The sequence below is a fragment of the Caballeronia sp. LZ034LL genome, assembly GCF_031451215.1.
Classification (GTDB): Bacteria; Pseudomonadota; Gammaproteobacteria; order Burkholderiales; family Burkholderiaceae; genus Caballeronia.
Map to the genome: position 1 here is coordinate 919,077 of NZ_JARUXR010000004.1, position 21,477 is coordinate 940,553.

Sequence of the window (21,477 nt, forward strand, 5' to 3'; positions counted from 1 at the left end):
GCGAGGTCTGGATGAATCACCGGATCACGCCGCGCGGCAGGAACACGGCGAAGTAAAAAACGAACCACATGCCGATCACGATCGCGGTCGAGATACCGGCCAGCACAATCGCGCCACTCGGGCCGCGCTTCACGATCTCGTCGAGCTTCGCGTCTTCCTCGGCGTTCGGGTCTTCGTTCATGGTCGTCAGGGTTCTAGTAAAGCGGCGCCGAGCGCAGTTCGTTCACGTCCTTCACCGTCACCGGCGCGCCCTGGTTGCCCCATGCGGTGCGGATGTAGGTCACCACCGCCGCCACCTCGACGTCGGACAGCGCTTGCGCGAACGGCGGCATGCCATACGGCTTCGGATTCTTGAACGTGCCGGGCGGATAACCGCCGTTCAGCACCATGCGGATCGGATTCACGGCCGAGTTCATCACGATCGACTGATTGTTCGCGAGCGGCGGAAAATCCGGCGGCTTGCCCTCGCCGCGCGCGGCGTGGCACTCGGCACATTGGGCGTCGTAGATTTTCTTGCCGAGCGGCGCAAGACTCGTCTGCTGCTCCATCACCGCCGGTCCGGGCGGCGCGGCCTTGTCGCCGGAACGCGCGGGCAGCGCCTTCAGATAGACGGCCATCGCGCGGACGTCGTCCTCGCTCAGATACTGGAGGCTGTCGTACACCACTTCGGCCATCGGCCCGTACACCGCGCCGCGATGACTCACGCCCGCATGCAGCAAACCGACGATGTCGTCCATGCTCCAGTCGCCGAGGCCCGCCTCGCGGTTCGAGGTCAGCGAAGGCGCGTACCAGTTCTGGATCGGGATCAGTCCGCCTTCGAACGCCTTGGAGCTCACGTTGCCGCCGAGTGCGTTGATCGCGGTGTGGCACATCGAGCAGTGTCCGAGTCCTTCGACCAGATACGCGCCGCGATTCCATTCCACCGATTGCTTCGGGTCCGGCCGATACTCGCCCTCCCTGAAGAACAGCGAGCGCCAGCCAAACAGCAGTTGCCGCTTGTTGAACGGAAAGCGCAGTTCGTGCGGCCGGTTCGGCTGGTGCACGGGCGGCGTCGACATCAGGAACGCGTAGATCGCGTCGGAATCGGCTCGCGTGACTTTCGTGTAGGACGTGTAGGGCATCGCCGGATAAAGCAGCGAGCCGTCGCGCGACTTGCCGTCGTGCATCATCCGGTAGAACTCGTCGGCGCTCCAGCCGCCGATGCCCGTCTCCCGGTCCGACGAAATGTTGGGCGTGAAGAGCGTGCCGAACGGCGTGTCCATCGGCCGGCCGCCGCCGAAGGTCCGCCCCGCGGGCAGCGTATGGCACGCGATGCAATCGCCTGCGCGCGCCAGATACTCGCCGCGCTTGATCGTCTCCGCACGGTCCTGCGCATGGGCCGGCGTCAACGGCGCCAGCAGCAACACCGCCCATGCCGCCCCTGCCGCAAGAAGAACCGCGACGGACAGCGCTCCGGAGGGTCGAAATCGGCGCACGTCGGGGTCCTCGTCAGTGGGGAACGCTGCCGCAGGCGAGCGGCATCGTGAGCGAGCCGGCCGCCACCGGCGCCGGATCCGCCGGCGCGGGCAACGAGGCCAGATAAGCGGCGATCCCGGTAATGTCGCGATCGGACAGCAGCTTGGCGACGTGGCCCATGCAATCGGGCGCGGCCGTGGTGCGGGTGCCGTAGCGCCAGGCGCCCAGTTGCGCGCTCAGGTAGTCGGCGTGCAGGCCCAGCAGGCCGGGGATGGCAGGCTCCATGCCGGTCATCGCCGGGCCATGGCAACTGATGCAGGCGGGCACGCTGCGCGCCGGATCGCCCTTCGTGACCAGCGACTTGCCCAGGTCGAGCGTTTTTGCATCGACACTGACGGGCGCCGGCGGCGGGAACGGCGGACGCTCGCCCGCGAAATACGCGGCAATCTCCTTCAGATAGGCATCCGGAAGATAGGCGAGCAGGTAATTCATCGGCGGATACTTGCGCCGGCCGTCGCGGAACGCGAGCAGCTGGTTGTACAGATAGCCGGCGGGCTTGCCGGCCAGGCGGGGGAAATAGTCGTTGTCGGTGCCCTCGCCGTGCGCGCCGTGGCAGGCGGCGCAGCCCATCACGCGGGCCTGCATGGTGTCCGGCGCGCGCTCCGTGGCCGGCGCGTCGGCGGCGAACGCCCCGCTGCCGCAACACAGCAAGAGTGCGCACACGATGAACGTGCTGAGCTTCGCCACGTCTGTCACGTTCTGCACGTAACCCCCGGTTGTCGAAATGCCGTGTTCGAAATGCCGTTGTCGATACGCCGTGCGGGACAGGCCCGCATCCGGCACGCTGCTTCAAGGCACTGCAGTGAACATGCTGTCGATGGGTTGCGTCAGGCTGTTCTGATACTAGAAGACAGCGCGCGCTTTTCCCAGCACCGGGATTGTCTCAATGCGCGCGCACCCTGCGTGGCGGGCACGAGCGCGTTTCTTGATCTAGAACAATCTATTCAATAATTTCGAGATAGGCAAAGAGCGGGGCGTGCTCACTTGAGCCCGAGGCGCTTTGCGAGACGATTCAGGTTGGCCCGGTCCAGACCCAGCTCGCGGGCCGCGGACGCCCAGTTCTGCTCATGACGCCTGAGCGTATCGAGGATCAACGAGCGTTCGTAGGCGCTCACCGCCGCGCGAAAGTCCGTGCCGCTGGCCGACAGCGGCGGCGGCGCGGCGGACGTCTGCGCCGGGGCGGCATCGCCGTTGAGCGCGAGATCGGCGGCGCTAAGCGTCAGGATGCGCGGACGCTCGCGGTGCGACGCCAGCGCCTTCAACGCGCTCCGGCCGATCAGATGCTCCAGTTCGCGCACGTTTCCCGGCCAGCGATAGGCCAGCAGCGCGGCCTGGGCGTCGGCGGCGAGGCGCAGGCTCAGCAGGCCGAGACGCGAACGGTTCTCCTCGAGGAAGAAGCCGGCCAGCAGCAGCACGTCGCGGCCGCGCTCGCGCAGCGCCGGCACGACCAGCGGATACACCGACAGCCGGTGATACAGGTCCGCGCGAAACCGACCTTCGCGCACTTCTTCGGCGAGATCGCGATTGGTCGCGGCGATCAGGCGCACATCCACCTTATGCTCGCTGTCCGAACCGATGCGCTGCAACTGCCCGTTCTGCAGCACGCGCAGCAGTTTCGCCTGCACGGGCAGCGGCAGTTCGCCGACTTCGTCGAGAAAAAGCGTGCCGCCGTCGGCGAGTTCGAACTTGCCGCGCCGGTCCGACGACGCCCCGGAAAACGCTCCCCGCACATGCCCGAAGAGCTCGCTTTCGACGAGCGTATCCGGCAGCGCGGCGCAGTTGAGGCTGACGAGCGGCTTGTCGGCGCGCGGCGACAGCGCGTGAATCTCGCTTGCGACGAGTTCCTTGCCGACGCCCGTCTCGCCGGTCACGAGCACGGTGAGATCGCTCGACGCGACGATCGCGATCTCTTCCAGCATCCGCCGATGCCGGTCGCTGCCGCCGATCATCTCGCGCCGCTTCGGGCCGCCTGCCTGCCGGTAAGCCTCGGCGCGATGACGCTCGGCCTCCCTCGAACGCGCCAGCCGGTCGATGCGCCCCGCGACGCTCACCGTCGCCGCCGCGAGACTCAGAAACGCTTGCAGCGAGGCCATGTCTATGCCGTCGAAACGGGCGGGATCGAGCGCGTCGAGGGTCAGCAGGCCCCACGCGCGGCCATCGATCCATAGCGGGCAGCCCAGGCAGTCGTGCACCTCCAGATGGCCGCTCACGCCCTTGACGAGGCCGTCATAGGGATCGGGAAGGTCGGAGCTGGCGGAGAAGCGCGTCGGCGCCTCGTGCGCGAGGATGCGCGCGAAACGCGGATGCTCGCTCACCCGGAAGCGCCGCCCGAGCGTATCGCCCGACAGACCGTCGATGGCGAGCGGCACGAGCGTATCGCCGTCGAGCCTCAGGAGCGCGGTGGCGTCGCTCGGAAAAAGTGCGCGGGACGTATGCAGCAGACGCCGGTAGCGCTCGGTATCGGGCATCTCGCTCGACAGATCCTCGATGAGCGGCACCAGCGCGTCAAGCAGAACGCGCGAAGTCATTGCGACTACGTCGGCAGTCTTTTTGACTAGAGTCGAATCGACCATATAAATCTTCAAGGCATTGATTTAAATATGATTCTACCGTGGCACGGAACCTGTATAGAGGTTTGCATAGACTTCCGATGCGCCATGCATCTACATCAACGAGGAAAGAACCATGCTGTCAGCCGAACACCGCGCCATCGTCAAGGCAACCGTTCCCCTGCTCGAAAGCGGCGGCGAAGCGCTCACCACCCATTTCTACGCCCGGATGCTCGCCGACTATCCCGAAGTCCGCCCGATGTTCAATCAGGCGCACCAGGCGAGCGGCGCGCAACAACGCGCGCTCGCCAACGGCGTGCTGATGTACGCGCGCCATATCGATGAACTGGAGAAGCTTGGCGGGCTCGTCGGCCAGATCATCAACAAGCACGTCGCGCTGAATATCCAGCCCGAGCATTATCCGATCGTCGGACGCTGCCTGCTCGCATCGATCCGCGACGTGCTCGGCGAAGAGATTGCCACCGATGCCGTCATCGACGCCTGGGCCGCCGCCTACGGGCAGCTCGCCGACCTGCTGATCGGGCTCGAGGAAGGCATCTACAGCGAACGCGAACAGGCGCCCGGCGGCTGGCGCGGCACGCGACGCTTCGTCATTGCCCGCAAGGAAAAGGAAAGCGACGAGATTACCTCGTTCTACCTGACGCCCGAAGACGGCGGCGCCCTGCTCGACTTCCGTCCGGGCCAGTACATCGGCTTGCGGGTGGTGATCGACGGCGAGGAAGTGCGTCGCAACTATTCGCTGTCGGCGGCGCCGGACGGCCGCGCATACCGCATCAGCGTGAAGCGCGAGACGAACGGCAAGGTGTCCGGCTTCCTGCACGAGCACAAGCACGCGGGCGACGTGCTCGAACTCTATCCGCCCGCCGGCCATTTCACGCTCGAACCCGGCGAGAAACCGGTCGTGCTGATCAGCGGCGGCGTCGGTATCACGCCGACGCTCGCGATGCTGCACACCGCGCTCGCGACGCAGCGTCCGGTCACGTTCATCCATTCGGCGCGGCACGGCGGCGTGCATGCGTTCCGCGAGACCATCGAGACGCTGGCGGGGCGCCATCCGCAGCTCAAGCGCTTCTATTGCTACGAGCACGCGCGCGACGGCGATCATCCGGCGGACGGGATCGGTTTCGTCGATGAAGCCCTGCTCGACAAATGGCTGCCTGCGGATCGCGACCTCGATGCGTATTTTCTTGGGCCCAAGCCCTTCATGAAGGCCGTGAAGAAGCATCTGAAGGCGCTTGGCGTGCCCGAGTCGCAGAGTCGTTATGAATTCTTCGGCCCGGCAGCGGCGCTCGACTGAATGCCTTGACGCGTGGTGTTCAAAACCGCGGCATAGCTTGCCGCGGTTTTTTTTCGTCCGGCGAAACCCCTCCACTGGTTACCTCATATTCCATCAAATCGGCTATTTGAATGGACCACCATCGAGCCTATTCTGAACCTGTCCAAACCCACCAAGGAGCAGCGCCATGGAATCCCGTCTCGACTTCTACAAGGCCAATCCCGCCGCCATCAAGGCTCTCGCCGGCGTCGAAGAGCGCATCGGCAAATCGGCGCTCGAAAAGTCCCTGACCCATCTGGTGCGCCTGCGCGCCTCGCAAATCAACGGCTGCGCGTTCTGCGTCGACATGCACACCACCGATGCCCGCAAGGGCGGCGAGACCGATCGCCGTCTTGCGACCGTCGTGGTATGGCGCGAGACGCCGTTCTTCACGGATCGCGAACGCGCCGCGTTCGAATGGACCGAAGCACTGACGCTGGTCTCGCACGATCACGTGCCCGACGCCGTCTGGCTAGCCGTGAAGCCGCATTTCAGCGACGAGGAAATCGTCGACCTGACGCTGCTCGTTACTGCGATCAATGCATGGAATCGTTTCGCCATCAGCTTCCGCAAGCTGCCCGCCTGAAGCGCCCGGCCCATTTTGGCGATCCGGGCGTCGCAATCTGACTATGATGGCAGGCACCTTCCATGAACAAGGCGCCTCGCCAAACTCATCGTGAATCTTCGTTCTCTTCGCCTCGCCGTCCTCGTCATCGCCGCTTCACTCGCGCTCGGCGGCTGCGGCCTGTTCGGCTGCGGCGGCGTGGCGACCAACGGCGGCGGCTTCGGCGGTTGCAGCGTCGGTACGCGCTTCTGATGCTTCTCCCTCATTCGGCAGGGCCCGCCACAGGCTCCCAAAGCGGCGTCCTCCCCACGGGAGCGGGGTGTTCCGGCAAGCCATTCCCGCCGACACTGTCTCCAACCACCCGTTTGGAGAAGATCATGGACGCTCACCTCGCGCTGGCACTCTTCGCATGCGCTTCGATGGCATCGGCACTGAGCTTTCCGGCGTGGATCGCCATGATCGAACGGCGCACGCCACAGCGCGTCGCGGTCACCGTCCGGCCGACAAGGTAAGAGAGCGAGGAGACCATCCGCCGGCGACTGCACATCACGCGCGATCGCGATCGGCCTGCGGGCCGCCTCGTCAGTCGCATGCCGCGAAAAGCGCGAGCTCGATAACAATAAAACGGGCGACACGCCGGGTCGCCCGTCCTGGTCACTCCTTCATCGCAGGCGCATAAGGCAGGTCGACGGCCGCCGCGCGCGCATGCCGCACGGTATGCGCCTGACGCATCGGCTTCAGCACGAAGAGCGCAAGCAGCGCCGACAGCGCCGCCATCCCCGCCGCGAGCATGAACACGGCGTGCCAGCTTCCGGTCATCGACGTGATAACGCTCGAAAACGGCACCAGCAGCGCGGCCGTACCCTTCGCCGTATAGAGCAGCCCTGCATTGGTCGCCGCGAACTTCGGCCCGAAGGTGTCGCCGCAGGTCGCCGGGAACAGGCTATAGATCTCGCCCCACGCGAAGAACACGATGCCGGTCAGCACCACGAAGGCCACCGGATTCTGCCCATAGCGCGACAACGCGACGATGCCCACCGCCTCGATGGCGAACGCGATGAACATCGTGTTCTCGCGCCCGATGCGGTCCGATACCCAGCCGAAGAAAGGTCGCGTGAGGCCGTTGAGCACGCGGTCGATGGTCAGCGCGAAAGTGAGCGCCGGCAACGTCAGACCGAGCAGCGACACGGGCGAATCATGCAGGCCGAAGTCCTTCGCGATGGGACCGAGTTGCGCGGTCGCCATCAGGCCGCCCGCTGCCATCATCACGAACATCAGGTACATGACCCAGAAGATCGGCGAGGCAAGAACCTGCTTCGGGCTGGCGTTGTAGACGGCCGCCTTGACCGCGCTTTTCATGGAGGCAAGCAGTTGAACCGGCGGTGCATAGAGCGCCATACCGAGCAGGAACACCACGAGCCCCTGTCCCAGTCCGAACCACAAGAAGGTGGCTTCATAGCCGCTCGATTTGATCATGTGCGCGATGGGCACGACAGTCGCCGCCGATCCCATGCCGAAGCCCGCCGCCGTGATGCCCGCCGCCAGCCCGCGCCGCGCCGGAAACCACTTCAGCGCATTGCCGACGCAGGTGCCGTACACCGCGCCCGCGCCCACCCCGCCGACAGCCGCCGCGAAATAAAGCAAAGGCAGCGATGACGCCACCGAGTTGAGCGCCCAGGCAATCGCGCAGAGCAGACCGCCGCCCACGACGACCGGACGCGGACCGTATTTGTCGACCAGATAGCCTTCCACCGGAACGAGCCAGGTCTCGGTCACGACGAAGATCGTGAACGCCACCTGAATGGCGGCGCGGCCCCAGTGATACTTCTCATCGATTGGATTGACGAAGAGCGTCCAGCCGTATTGCATGTTGGCGATCATCGCCATGCAGATCACGCCGAAAACCAATTGCACCCACGGCGAAGCGAGACGCGAGGCCCTGCCTTCGCGGTCCATCTGGTCCGTTCCCATGCCTGTCTCCTTGGCAATCATGCCTTGTGTATGCGTGCGCCGAACGGCGCCTCTCGCGGCATGAGCAGCGTCGCCGCATATACACAGTATTTGATATATCAAGTAAGTCAAGCGAAAGAAACGGCGGGGTTTTCACGGAGAAAACCGGGCATCGTAAGCGCTTGAAACTGAGGGAGAGGCGAAACGGATGGCAAAAAAAAGCCCGGCAGAGACAGGCCTGCCGGGCGATGAGCGTGGGCGAGACATGGCAATCCGCAACACGCCCTCTCTTTATATTGAAAGTTAAACGTAATGTAAACGGAAATTTATGTAGGGTTTACGATCCGGCCGGTTTTGCCTGTGTCCGGACGCCGTCAGAACACGTTCACCGGCACGTTCACCATCAGTCGATACACGTCGCTCGTGCCGTCCGGATAGTACGGGCTGTTGCTGTGGTGGTGCATGTAGTAGAACTTGATCGACGTGTTCTTCAGCTTGCCGCTCGGCACCGTGTAGCTCGGAATCACGCCCACTTCGTAGTGCGTGCCCTGGATCGGCGTGCCGTTGATGCGGTACGCCGCAGCCTGCGCGCTGTTGCCGTTGGCCATCGCGCTGCCGTCCGCATCCCAGCCATATGCGCCCCACACCGCGACCTTGAGACCCGGCACACCGTAGTGCTTCATGTCGAGCGTATAGGTGAGACTCAAGGACTTTTCATGCGGCTGGTTGTAGTCGACATCCAGCGAGTTCGACAGATAGTCGCCCGCGGACTGTCCCATGTAGTCGAACCTCTGATCGCTCACGATCTGCTGGTACGCCACCTGCACCGTATGCGCGCCGTGCGTGCCGGACAGCGCCAGCGAGTATGCGTTGTTGGTGATCGCGCCCTGCCGCTGGTCGCCGATCGAACCCGTGTAGTAGTAGTTCAGCGCGCCCGTCCAGCATATCGAAGCGGGATCGCCGATGCTGTGCGTCGCGTTCAGGTAGTACTGCTGCCACACGTCGTTGGCAATGCCGCCCCATAGCGAAACGGCCGTGTCGTCGCCGTGGGTCCAGTCGCCGCCGAAGAAGCTGAAGCGCGAGATATGCGTGCCGCCGTATTCGGTCGTGAGTCCAGTGACGCTCGTCATGCCGCGCGCAAGTACGGCGTCCACCGTGCCGGCCTTGAGCGTCAGGCCCTTGATCTCATCGCTTTCCAGCGAGAAGCCGCGATACGTCGGCGGCAGCGAGCGATTGTCGTGCGGCACGAGGAACGGATCGTCGAAGAGTTGCTGACCGTACTTGAGCACCGTGTTCGAGACACGCGCCTTCACGTCCCATACGCCCGGATAAGCCCACGCCAGTTGTCCCGATCCGCCGCCGTCCGTGCCGAGGTGCACGCGGTTGCCGGCGCCCTCCCCGCCATTGAGCTTGAATGCGCCAAACAGGGACACGTCGCCGCCCAGTCCGATCAGCCCCTTCGTATAGCCCGATTCGAACACGGCCTGCGCGCCCAGCACCGATGCATCCTTCTTGCCGCTGCCCTTCAGGTCGTCATGCTCGGTGTAGGACCGCAGCAGCAGGTTGAAATGCGAGTCCTCGATCAAGCCGTTCGACTTCGCCTGGCTGCTCATTGGCGCATCGGCTTCCGTATGCGGCGGCGATGCGGGCGGCGCCTCGGTGTGACGCGTCGAGGCGTCGGCATCGGTTTCATCGGCATGAGAAGTGGCGGCGGCGGCCATGAAACCGCTGAACAGCAGAATCGACAGCGCGATTGATCGCTTTTGTTTTTTCATTAGAAGGATCTCCACGAATTGATGCAACGCTCGACTGCGCGCACAGAAAAATCAGGATGCAAAAGACCCCGCCCGCAGACCGGCAAGGTCTGGGCGTACGGACAGGGTCAGGTGAAGCGGCAGGCCGGCCAGGTGGACTACGCCGGCCTTTCGCTAAAGGGCGTGGATCGGGCGACTCATGCGGTTGGACGCGTCCTCGCTATCGAAGGGTTGCAGTGAAAGCGCACGGCCGTCATGCGAACAGACAGGCCACTGAGGCATCGCCGCCGAGCGGACGCAGCGCGGGCACCTCGTGCGCGCAGCGCGCCTGCGCCACCGGGCAACGCGTGCGGAACACGCAGCCCGAAGGCGGATCGATGGGACTGGGGATATCGCCCGACAGGATCTCCACGGTCCGGGCACGCTGGATCGCCGGATCGGGCACCGGCACGGCCGAGAGCAGCGCGCGCGTATAGGGATGGCGCGGCGTCTCGTAGAGCGCGTGCTTGCTGGCCAGCTCCATCACGCGTCCGAGGTACATCACCATCACGCGATCGGAGATATGGCGCACCACGGCCAGGTCGTGCGCAATGAAGATCAGCGCGAGCTTCATCTCCTTCTGCAACGACCGGAGCAGGTTCACGATCTGCGCCTGAATGGAGACGTCGAGCGCGGACACGGGCTCGTCGCAGATCACGAGCTTCGGCTCGACCACCAGCGCCCGCGCAATGCCGATGCGCTGACACTGGCCGCCGGAGAACTCGTGCGGATAGCGGTTGATCATCTGCTCGCGCAGGCCGACGCGCGCCATCATCGCGCGCACGCGGGCGTCGATCTCGCGCTTCTGCATGCCCGGCCGATGCTCGACGAGCGGCTCGGCAATGATCTGCCCGACCGTCATGCGCGGATCGAGCGAGGCGAGCGGGTCCTGGAAGATCATCTGCACATCGGCGCGCAGCGCGTGCCACGCCCGCTTCGACGCGCTCGCGAGCGGCGCGCCCATCCAGACGATCTCGCCGCCCGTGGCCGGAATCAGGTTGAGGATCGCGCGCGACAAGGTGGACTTGCCGCAGCCCGATTCGCCGACCACGCCGAGCGTTTCGCCGGCCTTCAGGTCGAAGCTGACGCCATCGACGGCCTTCAGCGTGCGCTTCGCCGCCCACGGCAGGCGCTGCTTCGCCCCGACCTGAAAATGCACGCGCATCTCGCGCACGGAAAGCAGGCTGGCGTCAGACATGATTGATCTCCCCAAGGCGGCCATGCATCTGTTCGACAGGTCGATGGCACGCGCGCATTCCATGCAGGCCGATACGCTGGAGCACGGGCGCCACGCGCGCGCACTCATCGCTCGCGTCCGCGCAGCGCTCGTGAAACGGACAACCCGCGGGCGGATGCGCCATGTTCGGCGGATTGCCCGGAATGCCGACGAGTTCGCCGCCGTCGTGATCGAGCCTCGGCAGCGCGCGCAACAGTCCGATGGTGTACGGATGCGAAGGCCGGGCGAAGAGCGTCGGCGCATCGCACTGTTCCATCACGCGGCCGCCGTACATCACCATCACCTGATCGCACAGGCCGGCGACGACGCCCAGATCGTGCGTGATCAGCACGATCGACGTGCCGAAGTCATGCTGAAGCGTGCGCAGCAGTTGCAGAATCTGCGCTTGCACGGTGACGTCGAGCGCGGTCGTGGGTTCGTCGGCGAAGAGGATCTCGGGCTCGCACAGCAACGCCATCGCAATCATCACGCGCTGCCGCATGCCGCCCGAGAGTTCATGCGGATACTGCCCGATGCGATGCGCCGCTTCCGGAATGCGCACCGCTTCGAGCATCGCGATGGCCCGCTTGCGCGCCTCGCGGCGCGTCAGGTTCTTGTGCAGTTCGAGCACCTCGGTCATCTGCCGTTCGATGGTCAGATACGGATTGAGCGAACTCATCGGGTCCTGGAAGATCATCGAAAGGCGATTGCCGCGGATGCGGTTCAGGCGCCGCCCGCTCATGCCGATCAGATCGTCGCCGCGATACAGCGCCTGGCCCGTGGCCCGGCCGTTCGGCGCGAGCAGCCCGAGCATCGCGAGCACGCTCTGGCTCTTGCCCGAACCCGACTCGCCGACAATGCCGAGCGTCGCGCCCGCCTCCAGCGCGAAGCTCACGCCGTTGACGGCGCGCACGGCGGCGTCGGGGGTCGCGAACTCGACCTGCAAGTCCTTCACTTCGAGTAGCGGCATGGCTCACCTGTCCTTCGGATCGAGCGCGTCACGCAGCCCGTCGCCGACAAAGTTGATGCAGTAGAGCGTGACCGACAGCAGCGCCGCCGGACACAGCAGGATCCACGGCGACGCCTCCATCACGCCGACGCCGTCCTGAATGAGCACGCCCCAGCTGGTCATCGGTTCCTGCACGCCGAGGCCGAGAAACGACAGCACGGATTCCGTGAGGATCACGGCGGGCACGGTGACGGTCGTGTAGATCGCGACGATGCCGAGCAGGTTCGGCACCACGTGACGCCGGATGATGCGCGCGGTCGGCACGCCGATCGCACGCGCCGCTTCCACGTACTCCTTCGAGCGGATCGAGAGTGTCTGGCCGCGCACGACGCGCGCCATGTCCATCCACGAGAACACCGTGATGGTGATGACGACGAGATAGAACTCGCGGCCGAGCAGCGTGACCATCAGGATCGCGATCAGCAGGTACGGAATGGCGTACATCATGTCGACGATGCGCATCATCGCGTTGTCCACGCGCCCGCCGACAAAGCCCGCCACCGCGCCCCACACGATGCCGAGCGTGACCGAGGTCAGCGTGGCGAGCGCGCCGATCATCAGCGACACGCGTCCGCCGATCAGGCAGCGCACGAAGAGGTCGCGGCCGGTGTCGTCGGTGCCGAAGAAGTGCCAGTTGGCGAGCGTGGGCGGCGTGCTGGTGGCGTTCCAGTCGGTGGAATCGAAGGCGTTCGGCGACAGCCATGGCCCCGCGATGCACGCCAGCGTGATGACCGCGAGCAACACAAGACTCACGACTGCCGCCTTGTTGCGCAGGAAACGCGTGCGTGCGTCCTGCCACGGACTGCGGCCCGCGACGGCCTGTTCGAGCGTCGAACCCAGCGATGCTGTTTTCATGGCGCGCCTCTCAGTAACGGATCTTCGGGTCGAGCCACGCGTAGGCGAGGTCGGCCAGCAGGTTGAGCAGCACGGCCACCGCCGTGACGAGCACGACGAGGCCCAGCACGAGCGTGTAGTCGCGATTGGCCGCGCCGTTCACGATCAGCTTGCCGATGCCCGGCAGCGAGAACACGGACTCCGTGACGACCGCCGCCGTGATCGATGAAATCGCCAGCGGGCCGATCACCGAGACGACCGGAATCAGCGTCGGCCTGAGTGCGTGGCGCAGCACGATCACGCGCAGCGGCAGGCCTTTGGCGCGCGCGGTGCGGATGTAGTTCGTGTTGAGCACTTCGATCAGGCTGGCGCGCGTCACGCGGCCGATGGTCGCGACATTGATGGTGGCCAGCAGCGCGACCGGCAGCACCATGTAGCGCAGCTCGAAGCCGTTCCAGCCGCCGGCCGGCAGCCACTTCAGCGCGATCGCGAACACGAGGATCAGCACCGGCCCGAGCACGAACGACGGAATCACGTTGCCCGCGTTGCCGACCAGCATCAGCGCGTAGTCGGCGAGGCTGTTGCGGCGCAGCGCCGCGACGACGCCCAGCGCCACGCCTGCGACGATGGCGAGCAGCATCGACACGCCGCCGACCGCCAGCGAGACCGGCAGCGCGCGCAATACGAGGTCGTTGACGCTCCAGTCCGCGTAACGGAACGAGGCGCCGAGATCGCCGTGCAGGAGGCCGTCAAGATACAGCAGGTACTGCTTCCACAATGGCTCGCCGAGGTGATACTTCGCCCGCAGGTTGGCGAGCACGTCGGCGGACACCTTGCGCTCGCCGTCGAACGGGCCGCCGGGCGTCGCGTGCAGCAGCAGATAGCAGACCGTGATGACGATCAGAAGCGTCGGCAGCGTGAGCAGCACGCGCCGCAATGTGTATGACCACATGAGCGTTCCTCCGGTGCGTCAGGGCGTCAATGCCTGACGATGTAGAGATCCTTGCTGGCGTAATGATCCATCGGATTCTTCAGCGAGTAGCCGCCCACATAGCTCTTCACGAGGCGCGGCAGGCCGTATTGCAGCAGCGGCAGCATCGGATAGTCGTCCATCACGAGTTTCGCCGCCTGGGTCTGCAACTGCGTGCGCTTCGCGGTATCGGCGGTGGCGGCCGCTTCGCTGATGAGCGCATCGGCCTTCGGGTTGCAGTTGAAATTGTCGTTCTGCGAGGACTTGCATTGCACGAGCGTCAGGAAGGTCGTCGCGTCGTTGTAGTCGGCCACCCAGCCATTGCGGGCAATCTGATAGTCGCCGTCATGGCGCTTCTTGAGCAGCACCTTGAATTCCATCGACTCGATGTCCATCGTCAGGCCCAGCTTCGTCTTCCATTCCGACGCCACGAAGATCGCCATCTTCTTGTTGTAGTCGCTCGTGTTCATCGCGAAGCGCAGCTTCGTGCCGGGCTTCACGCCCGCCTGATCGAGCAGCTTCTTCGCTTCCTCGACGCGCTTCGCCATCGGCCAGGCGGCCCACGCGTAGTTCGACACGTCCGCGCCGCTCACGCCCTTCGGCAGCAGGCCGAGCAGCGGCGTCTGCCCGTCCGCGGTCACGCGCCGCGCCAGCAGGTCGCGGTCGATCACCATCGACAAGGCCTGGCGCACGCGCACGTCCTTCAGCAGCGGATCGCGATTGTTGAAGCTGTAGTAGCGCGTGCCGAGAATCAGCGAGTTGCGGATGTCGCCCGGAAACTGCTTGCTGTAAGTGGCGTACGTGCCGGTGGGCAACTGGTAGGTCATGTCGTTGTCGCCGGACTGGAACATCTTGACGTCGGTGTTCTCGTCCTCGATCGGCAGATAGGTGACTTGCGTCAGCTGCACGTTCGCCTTGTCCCAGTATTGCGGATTCTTCGTCAGCACGAGCTTGCTGTTCACCTGCCAGTCCTTCAGCTGGAACGCGCCGTTCGTGACGATGTTGCCGGGCTTGGTCCACTCCCGGCCATACTTCTCGATGGTCGCGCGATGCACCGGCCCGAAGTTCGGATTCGACATCAGTTCCGGCAGGAACGGCACGGGACCGGCGGTCTTCACCTCGACCGTGGCGGCATCGACGGCGCGGATGCCGAGCGTGCTCACCGGCTTCTTGCCCGCGACGATCTGCGCGCCGTTCAGGATGAACGGACCGAACACGCTCGCATACGATGAGGCGGTTTTCGGATCGAGAAAGCGCTGGCTGCCGTACACGACATCGTTTGCGCTGACGGGCTCGCCATTGGACCAGCGAGCGTTGGCGCGCAAATGAAAGAGCCACGTGGTCGCGTCCTTCTGCTCCCACTTCGCGGCGACGCCCGGCACGACTGCGCCGTCGCCGTTGGTGGCGGTCAGGCTCTCGAACAGATCGCGCGCGAGGTTCGCCGCGCCCACGGTTTCGACCAGCGCCGGATCCAGCGTCTCGACCTCCGAACCGTTGTTGCGCACCAGTTCCTGTCTGGCGGCCAGCGTCACGCCGGGCGGCACGATGGCCGCCGAGGCATTCCACGCACTGGCGGCCAGCACGAGCGCCGCGCTGGCGGCGAAGCATGTGCGCTGAAGACGGGCATGAACGGCGATCGATTTCATGGGCATTCCTGGGGTCCTTGTCTCGTGTTGTTGTGCTTGTGGTGTGTGTTGTACTGCACCGTGCGCCGGCCGGCGGATCCCGGCCGTTTATCTCTTTCGAGATAAACAATGAGGTTTCCGAATCAAGCGCATCATGCGGGCAGTGCTTCACGGGCCGCGCGGTCACACGGCGCCGGGCTCGATGCATTCCTCTGCGGTTTAAGACTGGCGGCGAGTATTTCGCATCAATAAGCCAGATGCCACTCACATGTGCTTATAGTCACTAAATTTTTCGAATAGTCGTTCGAATTGTTGCAAAGGTGTCAATGGGTACGGCGGCACAGGGTTCCGGCCGAGGCGGCGCACGATGGTTTCCGATAAGATCGGCGTCGCTTTCAACCGCCGCTTTCCAGCCGTACGCTAGATGATTCGTTTCCGCCAGATCGAGGCTTTCCGCAGCCTCATCATGACCGGCACCAGTGTCGGCGCAGCCCGCAAGCTGCATGTGACCCAGCCCGCGATCAGCCGCCTGATCGCCGATCTCGAAGCCGATCTCGGCTTCAGCCTGTTTTCCCGCATCGGTGGCCGGCTCAATCCGACCACCGCCGGCCTGCGCTTCTACAAGTCCGTCGAAGAAAACTTCCTGGGACTGGAGCGCCTCAAGCAGGTCGCCGACATGATCCGCGAGGAAGCCTCGGATGGCCTGACCGTCGCCTGCATGCCGGTGCTCGCCACGACCCTGCTGCCGCCCGTGCTGCTTGGCTTCACCGGCCAGCATCCCGGCGTGCCCATCAAGGTCGATTCCGTGAAGGTGCCCGAGGTGCTCGTCAACCTGCAGAACCACAAGGCCGATGTCGCCTTGAGCCTGGCGTTTCCCGCGGTCGCGGGCATCGAGGTGGAGAGCCTGCTGAAGGCTCCCGCGGCCTGCGCGATGCCCGCCACGCACCGGCTCGCGAAAAAGAAGCTCGTGCGCCCTGCCGATCTGCGCGGCGAGAATCTGATCGGCTGGCTGCCGAATTCACGCCAGCCCTACGAGGCCGAGCAATCGCTCATTTCCGCGACCGAAGACCGGCCGCGCTACACCGTCTTCACCGATACCGCGCACACCCGCTATGCGATGGTCGCGGGCGGACTCGGCGTGTCGATCGTCGAGCCCTTCGCGGCGAAGGTGTGGCGCGCGCACGGGGTCGTCGTGAGGCCGTTCGAGACCGACATCGAATACGAGTACGTGATGTCGTATCCGAGCAGCGGCATTCGCTCGGATCTGGTGGCCTCGTTCAGGACTGCGGTGAAACGGGTCGTCGAAGCGTATTCCTTTGACGACTGACCCGCTTCGACGTCGCTCACTGCTTCGCGCCTCGATGCGTCCGGCGCACCGCCAGCAGCACGATCAGGCTCACGAGCAATAGCACGGCAATCGCCCCCGCCGCGCGCGCGAGTCCCGCCAGCGGCGACGGTTGCGCGCCCGTCCGCAAACGCCCGACCTGCGCGACGCTCACCTTCGCCTCGACATTGCCGTACAGCCCCAGCAGATGATTGCCGAGCGTGGCGATCTGCTGGTCGGTGAGCAAGGCCGCGAAGCCGGGCATCGAGGCATCGGACGCGCGCTCGGGATGCCGCGTGCCGCCCAGCATCACGAGCACGAGGTTGTCCGTGTTGCTGCGCCCGAGCGTCGTGCTGTGGAACAGCGAAGGCAGCCGCCCGCCGTTCGCGCCTTCGCCGCTGGCCTGATGGCACGACGCGCAATAGCCGTCGTAGAGCTGCGCGCCGCTCAGACGACCGCTGTCCACGGGCCACGCCACGCCGCGCATGTCGCCCAGCCCGTTCGCCGGCTTGCCCCAGGTGCTCGCCGGCTGGAGGTCGGCTTCGGTCCGGACCGCTTCGACCGTCTTCAGATACACCGCGACCGCGCGCAGATCCTCGCCGGCGAGATGACGCAGGCTGTTGTCGACGGCTTCGGCCATCGGACCGGCGGCGTGCGCCTTGCCGCGCGCATAGCCGTCGCGCAGATAGCCGATCAGTTCCGCCTCGCTCCATGCGCCGATGCCGCTGTTGACGTCCGGCGTGATGTTCGGCGCGTGCCAGGCGCCCGCCGATCCGCCCGCGAGCGCGCGCGAGCTCGACTCGGCCAGCCACGCGTTGCGCGGCGTGTGACAGGCGCCGCAATGCGCCAGGCCTCGCACCAGATACGCTCCGCGATTCCATGCCGCGCTGCGCGATGTATCGGCGACGTAAGGCTGTTCGTCAAGGAACAACAGGTTCCAGACCGCCAGTGTCTGCCGCACGCTGAACGGAAATGGCAGCGACGTCCGGGGCGCCGCCTGATCCACCGCGCGCACGCGCTCCATGAAGTACGCGTACAGCGCCCGGGTGTCTTCATCGGTCACGCGGGCGTACGAGGGATAGGGCATCGCCGGGTACAGGTACACGCCGTCGGCGCGCATGCCCCGGCGCAGCGCGGCGGAGAACTGCTCGAACGTATAGCCGCCGATACCGTGCGTCCGCGACGGCGTGATGTTCGTCGAGACGATTTCACCCAGCGGCGTGGCCAGCGTCAGGCCGCCCGCGAACGGCTGGCCATCGGGCGCGGTGTGGCAGGCCACGCAATCGCCGGCAATCGCCAGATAGGCGCCGCGTTCGAGCAAGGCATCGTGCGCGCGGGTGTCCGCCTGCGCGGCCGCGCACAGCATCGCCGATGCGCACCCGGCAAGCACGCGCCAGCGCAGAGCTTCAAGCATGGAAAGCGCTCCGTTCACGTCGTGCTCGTTGCGTGGAGGTGCTCGGCCGTGCGCAATGCGAGCGCGACCGCGGTCAGCGTCGAGTTGACCGTCGCCGCCGTGGGCATGACGCCCGTGCCCGCGATGAACAGGTTCTCGTGGTCGTGCGCGCGTCCGAATGCATCGACGACCGAATCGCCTGGGTCCCGGCCCATGCTCAGGGTGCCGGTGATGTGCTGGTTGTTCGCGTACTGTCCTTCCGGCGTATAGCGCAAATTCGTGCCGCCCATCAGCTCGGCGATCCTCGCGAAGTGCGTCTTGCCCAACGCCGCGCCCCGATGCAGATAAGGATCCAGCCGATAATGCAGCCGCGGCTTCGGCAGTCCGAGTGCATCCTTCTGCGCGCTCAGCGTGACCCGGTTGTCCGGGTCCGGCAACAGTTCGAGCACGCTCTTCACGCTCATCTGGCGCGCCGCCCGATGACGCAGCTGCCGCTCCAGTTCCCGCCCGTACACGCCTTCTTCGATCAGCGCTTCCGTCACCGCCCGCACTTGCGACATGTTGGTGAAGTCGAGGCGGAACGCCGCTGCCTCGGCACGGAACGCGCCGTCGCGCAGCGTGTTGATCGACGACGGGCTCTGCGGTCCACGGCCCAGCCACAGGTCTTCGTCCGCTTCGAAGGTCAGCGAGCTGCTCGGGTGATCCATCAGGTTGCGGCCGACCATGCCGGAACGATTCGCGAGACCGTCGGGGAAGCGGTCGCTGGCCGACATCAGCAACAGCTTCGGACTCTCGATGCCATTGGCCGCCAGCAAAAAATGCTCGCCCGTGACGCGGTGCGTGCGACGCTCCGGATCGAAGTAATGCACGGCGGCGATCCTGCCGCTGTCCGTATGCTCGATGCGATACACGACCGCATTCGGCAACACCCGCGCGCCCGCTTTTTCCGCAGCCTGCACGGCGATGCCGCCGGTGTACTGGGCGTCGATCGGACAGATCGGCTGGCAGTTGTTGTTGCCGCAGCAGGCCGGGCGGCCGTCGTAGTGACGGCTGTTGCGCGCCGTCGTGTTGGTCACGACCGGATAGCCCGCCGGAGCCAGCCGCTCGCGCACGCGGCGCATCGCCCACGGCTCGGCGACGGGTTCCATCGGAAACGGCGCGGTGCGCGGCGAGCCGGTATTCGGCGCGCCCGACACGCCCATCTTCACTTCCGCCTCGTAGTAATACGGCTCGAGGTCCTCATACGCGATCGGCCAGTCCTTGCCCACGCCATACAGCGTCCTGAGCCGCAAGTCGTTGGGCAGCAGCCGCCATGCGTGCGCGGCCCAGTGCCAGGTCGTGCCGCCGACCACGCGCAGATATTCGGCCGGGTACGGATACGGGCCCGCCTGCACGAGATAGCCGTTGTCGCTCGGGTGATAGGTCGGATGCGGCGCCCAGGCGGTGCCCGGATGATAAGGCGCGACCCAGTCGCCCTTGCGCGGCGAGTTGCGGAAATTCGCCGTGATCCGGCCGCGATCGATGCGCGGGCCGGCTTCGAGAATCAGCACCGAACGGCCCTGCTTCGCCAGCCGCTCGGCGACGAGCGCGCCACAGATGCCCGAGCCGATCACGATGACGTCGGCGGAGTCTTGCCATGCCATGCTGTTCTCCTCAGACGGGACGGGCGGCCCAGCTGCCATAGGCGCCGTACGCATAGCTCGGCGGCTTGAGCTTGTCGGCGGTGATCACGTACAGCAGGCTCGTTTCGAAGGCGATGCATTGCGCCCGCGCGCCCTCGCCGACGATGCCCGTGTACCAGGCCTTCACGATCCTGCGCGGCACGGGGGCGAGTTGCGGCTCATCGTCGTCGAGACGCTGTTGCAGGCGAAGAGGATCGGCGTGACGGATCCGGATGAAGGCCAGCAGGCGCCGAAGCTGTTCCGGAAAGCGGCTTTCGTTGCCGAGCAAGGCCTGATAGAGGCGGTCGGCGAGCGCGAGATCGAGCGACGCCTGCCCGGTGAGAAATTTCGACAAAGCCACGAAACTCTCCGGCGCAGGCAACGCCGTGGCGAGTTCCGCCGGCATGGGGCGGCGCGTCGTGCCGGGCACCCAGGTCGTCACGCAGGACGCCACGATGCCGGCCAGGAGCGTGCGCCGGGTACGCGCCCGCACCGGCCCGCGCTGCACGGAAACACTTGGCTGATTCATGTTGATTCGATGGTTCGTTCTGACTGACGGGTGCGCCGCAGCGCGCATGACGTGCGCGACTGCTTCCCCGACCCGTTGCTCGCTCGCGGTCGGTACAGTGCTTCATGCGGCGGCGCAGCGATAGAGCCCGCGCCCGAATTCAATGAAATTGACAATTGCGGGCGACGTCGGTGGATGACATCGGCTTGCTGGAGCGCTTCGTGCTGCCTCGCGACGATGCGTCCAACGCGTGCCGGCGCGACGGCTCATACTCTCGGTCACGGCACACTGCCGATGCTTTTTCCAGCACCACCCGACGCATGTTCGGGCGAACCTGCGCGGGCCTCATCGACACGGAGCATCCATGCACGACCTGAAAGGCAAGTCGATCCTCATCACGGGCGCGAGCACCGGCATCGGCGCCGCGGCGGCACGGGCGTTCGCGCAATACGGCGCGAATGTCGCAGTTCACTACAACAGCTCGAAGGAACAGGCCGAGGCGGTCGCGCAGGACGTGCGCGCGCTCGGCGTCAGCGCGGTCACCGTCGGCGCCGACGTGCGCGACTCGAAGGCCATCGACGCGGCCGTCGCGCACGTGGTGGACAGCTTCGGCAAGATCGACGTGCTCATCAACAACGCCGGCAGCCTCGTGAAGCGCGAGCCGCTCGCCTCCGTCAGCGACGAACTCTTCGACGAGATCATGCACATCAACGCGCGTTCGGTCGTCGCGTTCACGCGCGCCGCGCTGCCTTCGCTGCGCTCGGGCGGCGGCGGCTCGATCATCAACGTGACCTCGGTGGCCGCGCGCAATGGCGGCGGCCCGGGCGCGCTGCTCTATGCGGCGTCGAAGGGCTTTGTCAGCACCATTACGCGCGGCATGGCGAAGGAACTCATGCCGGACCGCATCCGCGTGAACGCCGTCGCGCCCGGCGTGATCCAGACGCCGTTCCAGGAACGCTTCACGACGCCCGAGCAGCTCGAGTCCTTCCGCAAGTCCATTCCGATGGGCTTCATCGGCGAACCGGACGATTGCAGCGGCGCGTTCCTCTATCTCGCGTCCGAGACGATGTCGCGCTATGTCACCGGGCAGATCATCGACGTGAACGGCGGGCAACTGATGCCCTGAGTCCGGCAGGGCCGCGTGATTTCGGCGGCGCGGCCCGCATGGTATATAACGGACTGGTCTTTTGTCGCACGCAAAAAAAGGAGAATGCTGGAGATGCTCTTGA

At 65.5% G+C, this 21,477-nt stretch carries 20 protein-coding genes; 6 read left to right on the forward strand and 14 right to left on the reverse strand.

The features are described from left to right. Positions 1 to 16: 16 nt before the first annotated feature. From QCE83_RS31600 to norR, 4 genes are all read right to left on the reverse strand, one after another. Positions 17 to 181 carry a hypothetical protein gene (locus QCE83_RS31600; RefSeq protein WP_309820351.1) on the reverse strand — a complete coding sequence of 55 codons (165 nt, stop codon included), beginning with the start codon at positions 179 to 181 and terminating at the stop codon, positions 17 to 19. Positions 182 to 194: 13 nt separating this feature from the next. Then, on the reverse strand, positions 195 to 1,475 hold the full coding sequence (locus QCE83_RS31605) for a cytochrome c (protein ID WP_309820354.1): 1,281 nt from the start codon (positions 1,473 to 1,475) through the stop codon (positions 195 to 197). 13 nt (positions 1,476 to 1,488) lie between these two features. Then, on the reverse strand, positions 1,489 to 2,100 hold the full coding sequence (locus QCE83_RS31610; protein ID WP_309821196.1) for a c-type cytochrome: 612 nt from the start codon (positions 2,098 to 2,100) through the stop codon (positions 1,489 to 1,491). 395 nt (positions 2,101 to 2,495) lie between these two features. Further along, the gene (norR, locus tag QCE83_RS31615; RefSeq protein ID WP_309820355.1) at positions 2,496 to 4,088 is read right to left on the reverse strand and encodes a nitric oxide reductase transcriptional regulator NorR; all 1,593 of its coding nucleotides are present in this window, start codon (positions 4,086 to 4,088) and stop codon (positions 2,496 to 2,498) included. A 112-nt stretch (positions 4,089 to 4,200) separates the two neighbouring features. On the opposite strand from norR, the gene hmpA reads away from it, so the two are divergent. From hmpA to QCE83_RS31635, 4 genes are all read left to right on the forward strand, one after another. Next, a complete protein-coding gene (gene hmpA / locus QCE83_RS31620; protein WP_309820358.1) occupies positions 4,201 to 5,382 on the forward strand; it encodes an NO-inducible flavohemoprotein in 1,182 nt (393 codons plus the stop codon). 166 nt (positions 5,383 to 5,548) lie between these two features. Further along, positions 5,549 to 5,986, forward strand: a complete 438-nt coding sequence (locus tag QCE83_RS31625) for a carboxymuconolactone decarboxylase family protein (RefSeq protein WP_309820361.1) — start codon at positions 5,549 to 5,551, stop codon at positions 5,984 to 5,986. Positions 5,987 to 6,076: 90 nt separating this feature from the next. Next, a complete protein-coding gene (locus tag QCE83_RS31630; RefSeq protein ID WP_309820363.1) occupies positions 6,077 to 6,217 on the forward strand; it encodes a hypothetical protein in 141 nt (46 codons plus the stop codon). 125 nt (positions 6,218 to 6,342) lie between these two features. Continuing rightward, the gene (locus QCE83_RS31635) at positions 6,343 to 6,477 is read left to right on the forward strand and encodes a hypothetical protein (RefSeq protein WP_309820365.1); all 135 of its coding nucleotides are present in this window, start codon (positions 6,343 to 6,345) and stop codon (positions 6,475 to 6,477) included. A gap of 142 nt (positions 6,478 to 6,619) precedes the next feature. On the opposite strand, the gene oxlT is transcribed toward QCE83_RS31635, so the two are convergent. From oxlT to QCE83_RS31670, 7 genes are all read right to left on the reverse strand, one after another. Further along, the gene (gene oxlT / locus QCE83_RS31640; RefSeq protein WP_309820368.1) at positions 6,620 to 7,936 is read right to left on the reverse strand and encodes an oxalate/formate MFS antiporter; all 1,317 of its coding nucleotides are present in this window, start codon (positions 7,934 to 7,936) and stop codon (positions 6,620 to 6,622) included. Positions 7,937 to 8,289: 353 nt separating this feature from the next. Continuing rightward, the gene (locus QCE83_RS31645; protein WP_309820372.1) at positions 8,290 to 9,690 is read right to left on the reverse strand and encodes an OprD family outer membrane porin; all 1,401 of its coding nucleotides are present in this window, start codon (positions 9,688 to 9,690) and stop codon (positions 8,290 to 8,292) included. 232 nt (positions 9,691 to 9,922) lie between these two features. Continuing rightward, the gene (locus QCE83_RS31650) at positions 9,923 to 10,906 is read right to left on the reverse strand and encodes an oligopeptide/dipeptide ABC transporter ATP-binding protein (RefSeq protein WP_309820374.1); all 984 of its coding nucleotides are present in this window, start codon (positions 10,904 to 10,906) and stop codon (positions 9,923 to 9,925) included. Continuing rightward, on the reverse strand, positions 10,899 to 11,894 hold the full coding sequence (locus tag QCE83_RS31655) for an oligopeptide/dipeptide ABC transporter ATP-binding protein (RefSeq protein WP_309820375.1): 996 nt from the start codon (positions 11,892 to 11,894) through the stop codon (positions 10,899 to 10,901). The genes QCE83_RS31650 and QCE83_RS31655 overlap by 8 nt, the downstream gene beginning before the upstream one ends. Before the next feature lie 3 nt (positions 11,895 to 11,897). Next, positions 11,898 to 12,788: an ABC transporter permease subunit gene (locus tag QCE83_RS31660; protein ID WP_309820378.1), complete on the reverse strand. Its 891-nt coding sequence runs from the start codon at positions 12,786 to 12,788 to the stop codon at positions 11,898 to 11,900. Between the two features lie 10 nt (positions 12,789 to 12,798). Then, positions 12,799 to 13,719, reverse strand: coding sequence for an oligopeptide ABC transporter permease OppB (gene oppB, locus QCE83_RS31665; RefSeq protein WP_309820380.1), 921 nt, complete (start codon positions 13,717 to 13,719; stop codon positions 12,799 to 12,801). A 26-nt stretch (positions 13,720 to 13,745) separates the two neighbouring features. Then, positions 13,746 to 15,383 (reverse strand): peptide ABC transporter substrate-binding protein, encoded by a 1,638-nt coding sequence (locus QCE83_RS31670; protein WP_309820382.1) that lies wholly within the window; start codon positions 15,381 to 15,383, stop codon positions 13,746 to 13,748. 403 nt (positions 15,384 to 15,786) lie between these two features. Here QCE83_RS31670 and QCE83_RS31675 point away from each other — a divergent pair, with 403 nt between their 5' ends. Further along, positions 15,787 to 16,689 carry a LysR substrate-binding domain-containing protein gene (locus QCE83_RS31675; RefSeq protein WP_309820384.1) on the forward strand — a complete coding sequence of 301 codons (903 nt, stop codon included), beginning with the start codon at positions 15,787 to 15,789 and terminating at the stop codon, positions 16,687 to 16,689. Positions 16,690 to 16,705: 16 nt separating this feature from the next. Here QCE83_RS31675 and QCE83_RS31680 read toward each other — a convergent pair whose 3' ends face one another. Genes QCE83_RS31680 through QCE83_RS31690 form a run of 3 tightly spaced genes read right to left on the reverse strand, consistent with a single transcriptional unit; the run spans position 16,706 to position 20,269 of the window. Continuing rightward, positions 16,706 to 18,100, reverse strand: a complete 1,395-nt coding sequence (locus QCE83_RS31680) for a cytochrome c (RefSeq protein WP_309820385.1) — start codon at positions 18,098 to 18,100, stop codon at positions 16,706 to 16,708. Positions 18,101 to 18,114: 14 nt separating this feature from the next. After that, positions 18,115 to 19,722: a GMC family oxidoreductase gene (locus QCE83_RS31685; protein WP_309820387.1), complete on the reverse strand. Its 1,608-nt coding sequence runs from the start codon at positions 19,720 to 19,722 to the stop codon at positions 18,115 to 18,117. Between the two features lie 10 nt (positions 19,723 to 19,732). Continuing rightward, complete coding sequence (locus QCE83_RS31690; RefSeq protein WP_309820390.1) at positions 19,733 to 20,269, reverse strand: sugar dehydrogenase complex small subunit; 537 nt, start codon at positions 20,267 to 20,269, stop codon at positions 19,733 to 19,735. A 343-nt stretch (positions 20,270 to 20,612) separates the two neighbouring features. On the opposite strand from QCE83_RS31690, the gene QCE83_RS31695 reads away from it, so the two are divergent. Then, the gene (locus QCE83_RS31695; RefSeq protein WP_309820392.1) at positions 20,613 to 21,374 is read left to right on the forward strand and encodes an SDR family oxidoreductase; all 762 of its coding nucleotides are present in this window, start codon (positions 20,613 to 20,615) and stop codon (positions 21,372 to 21,374) included. Positions 21,375 to 21,477 lie beyond the last annotated feature (103 nt).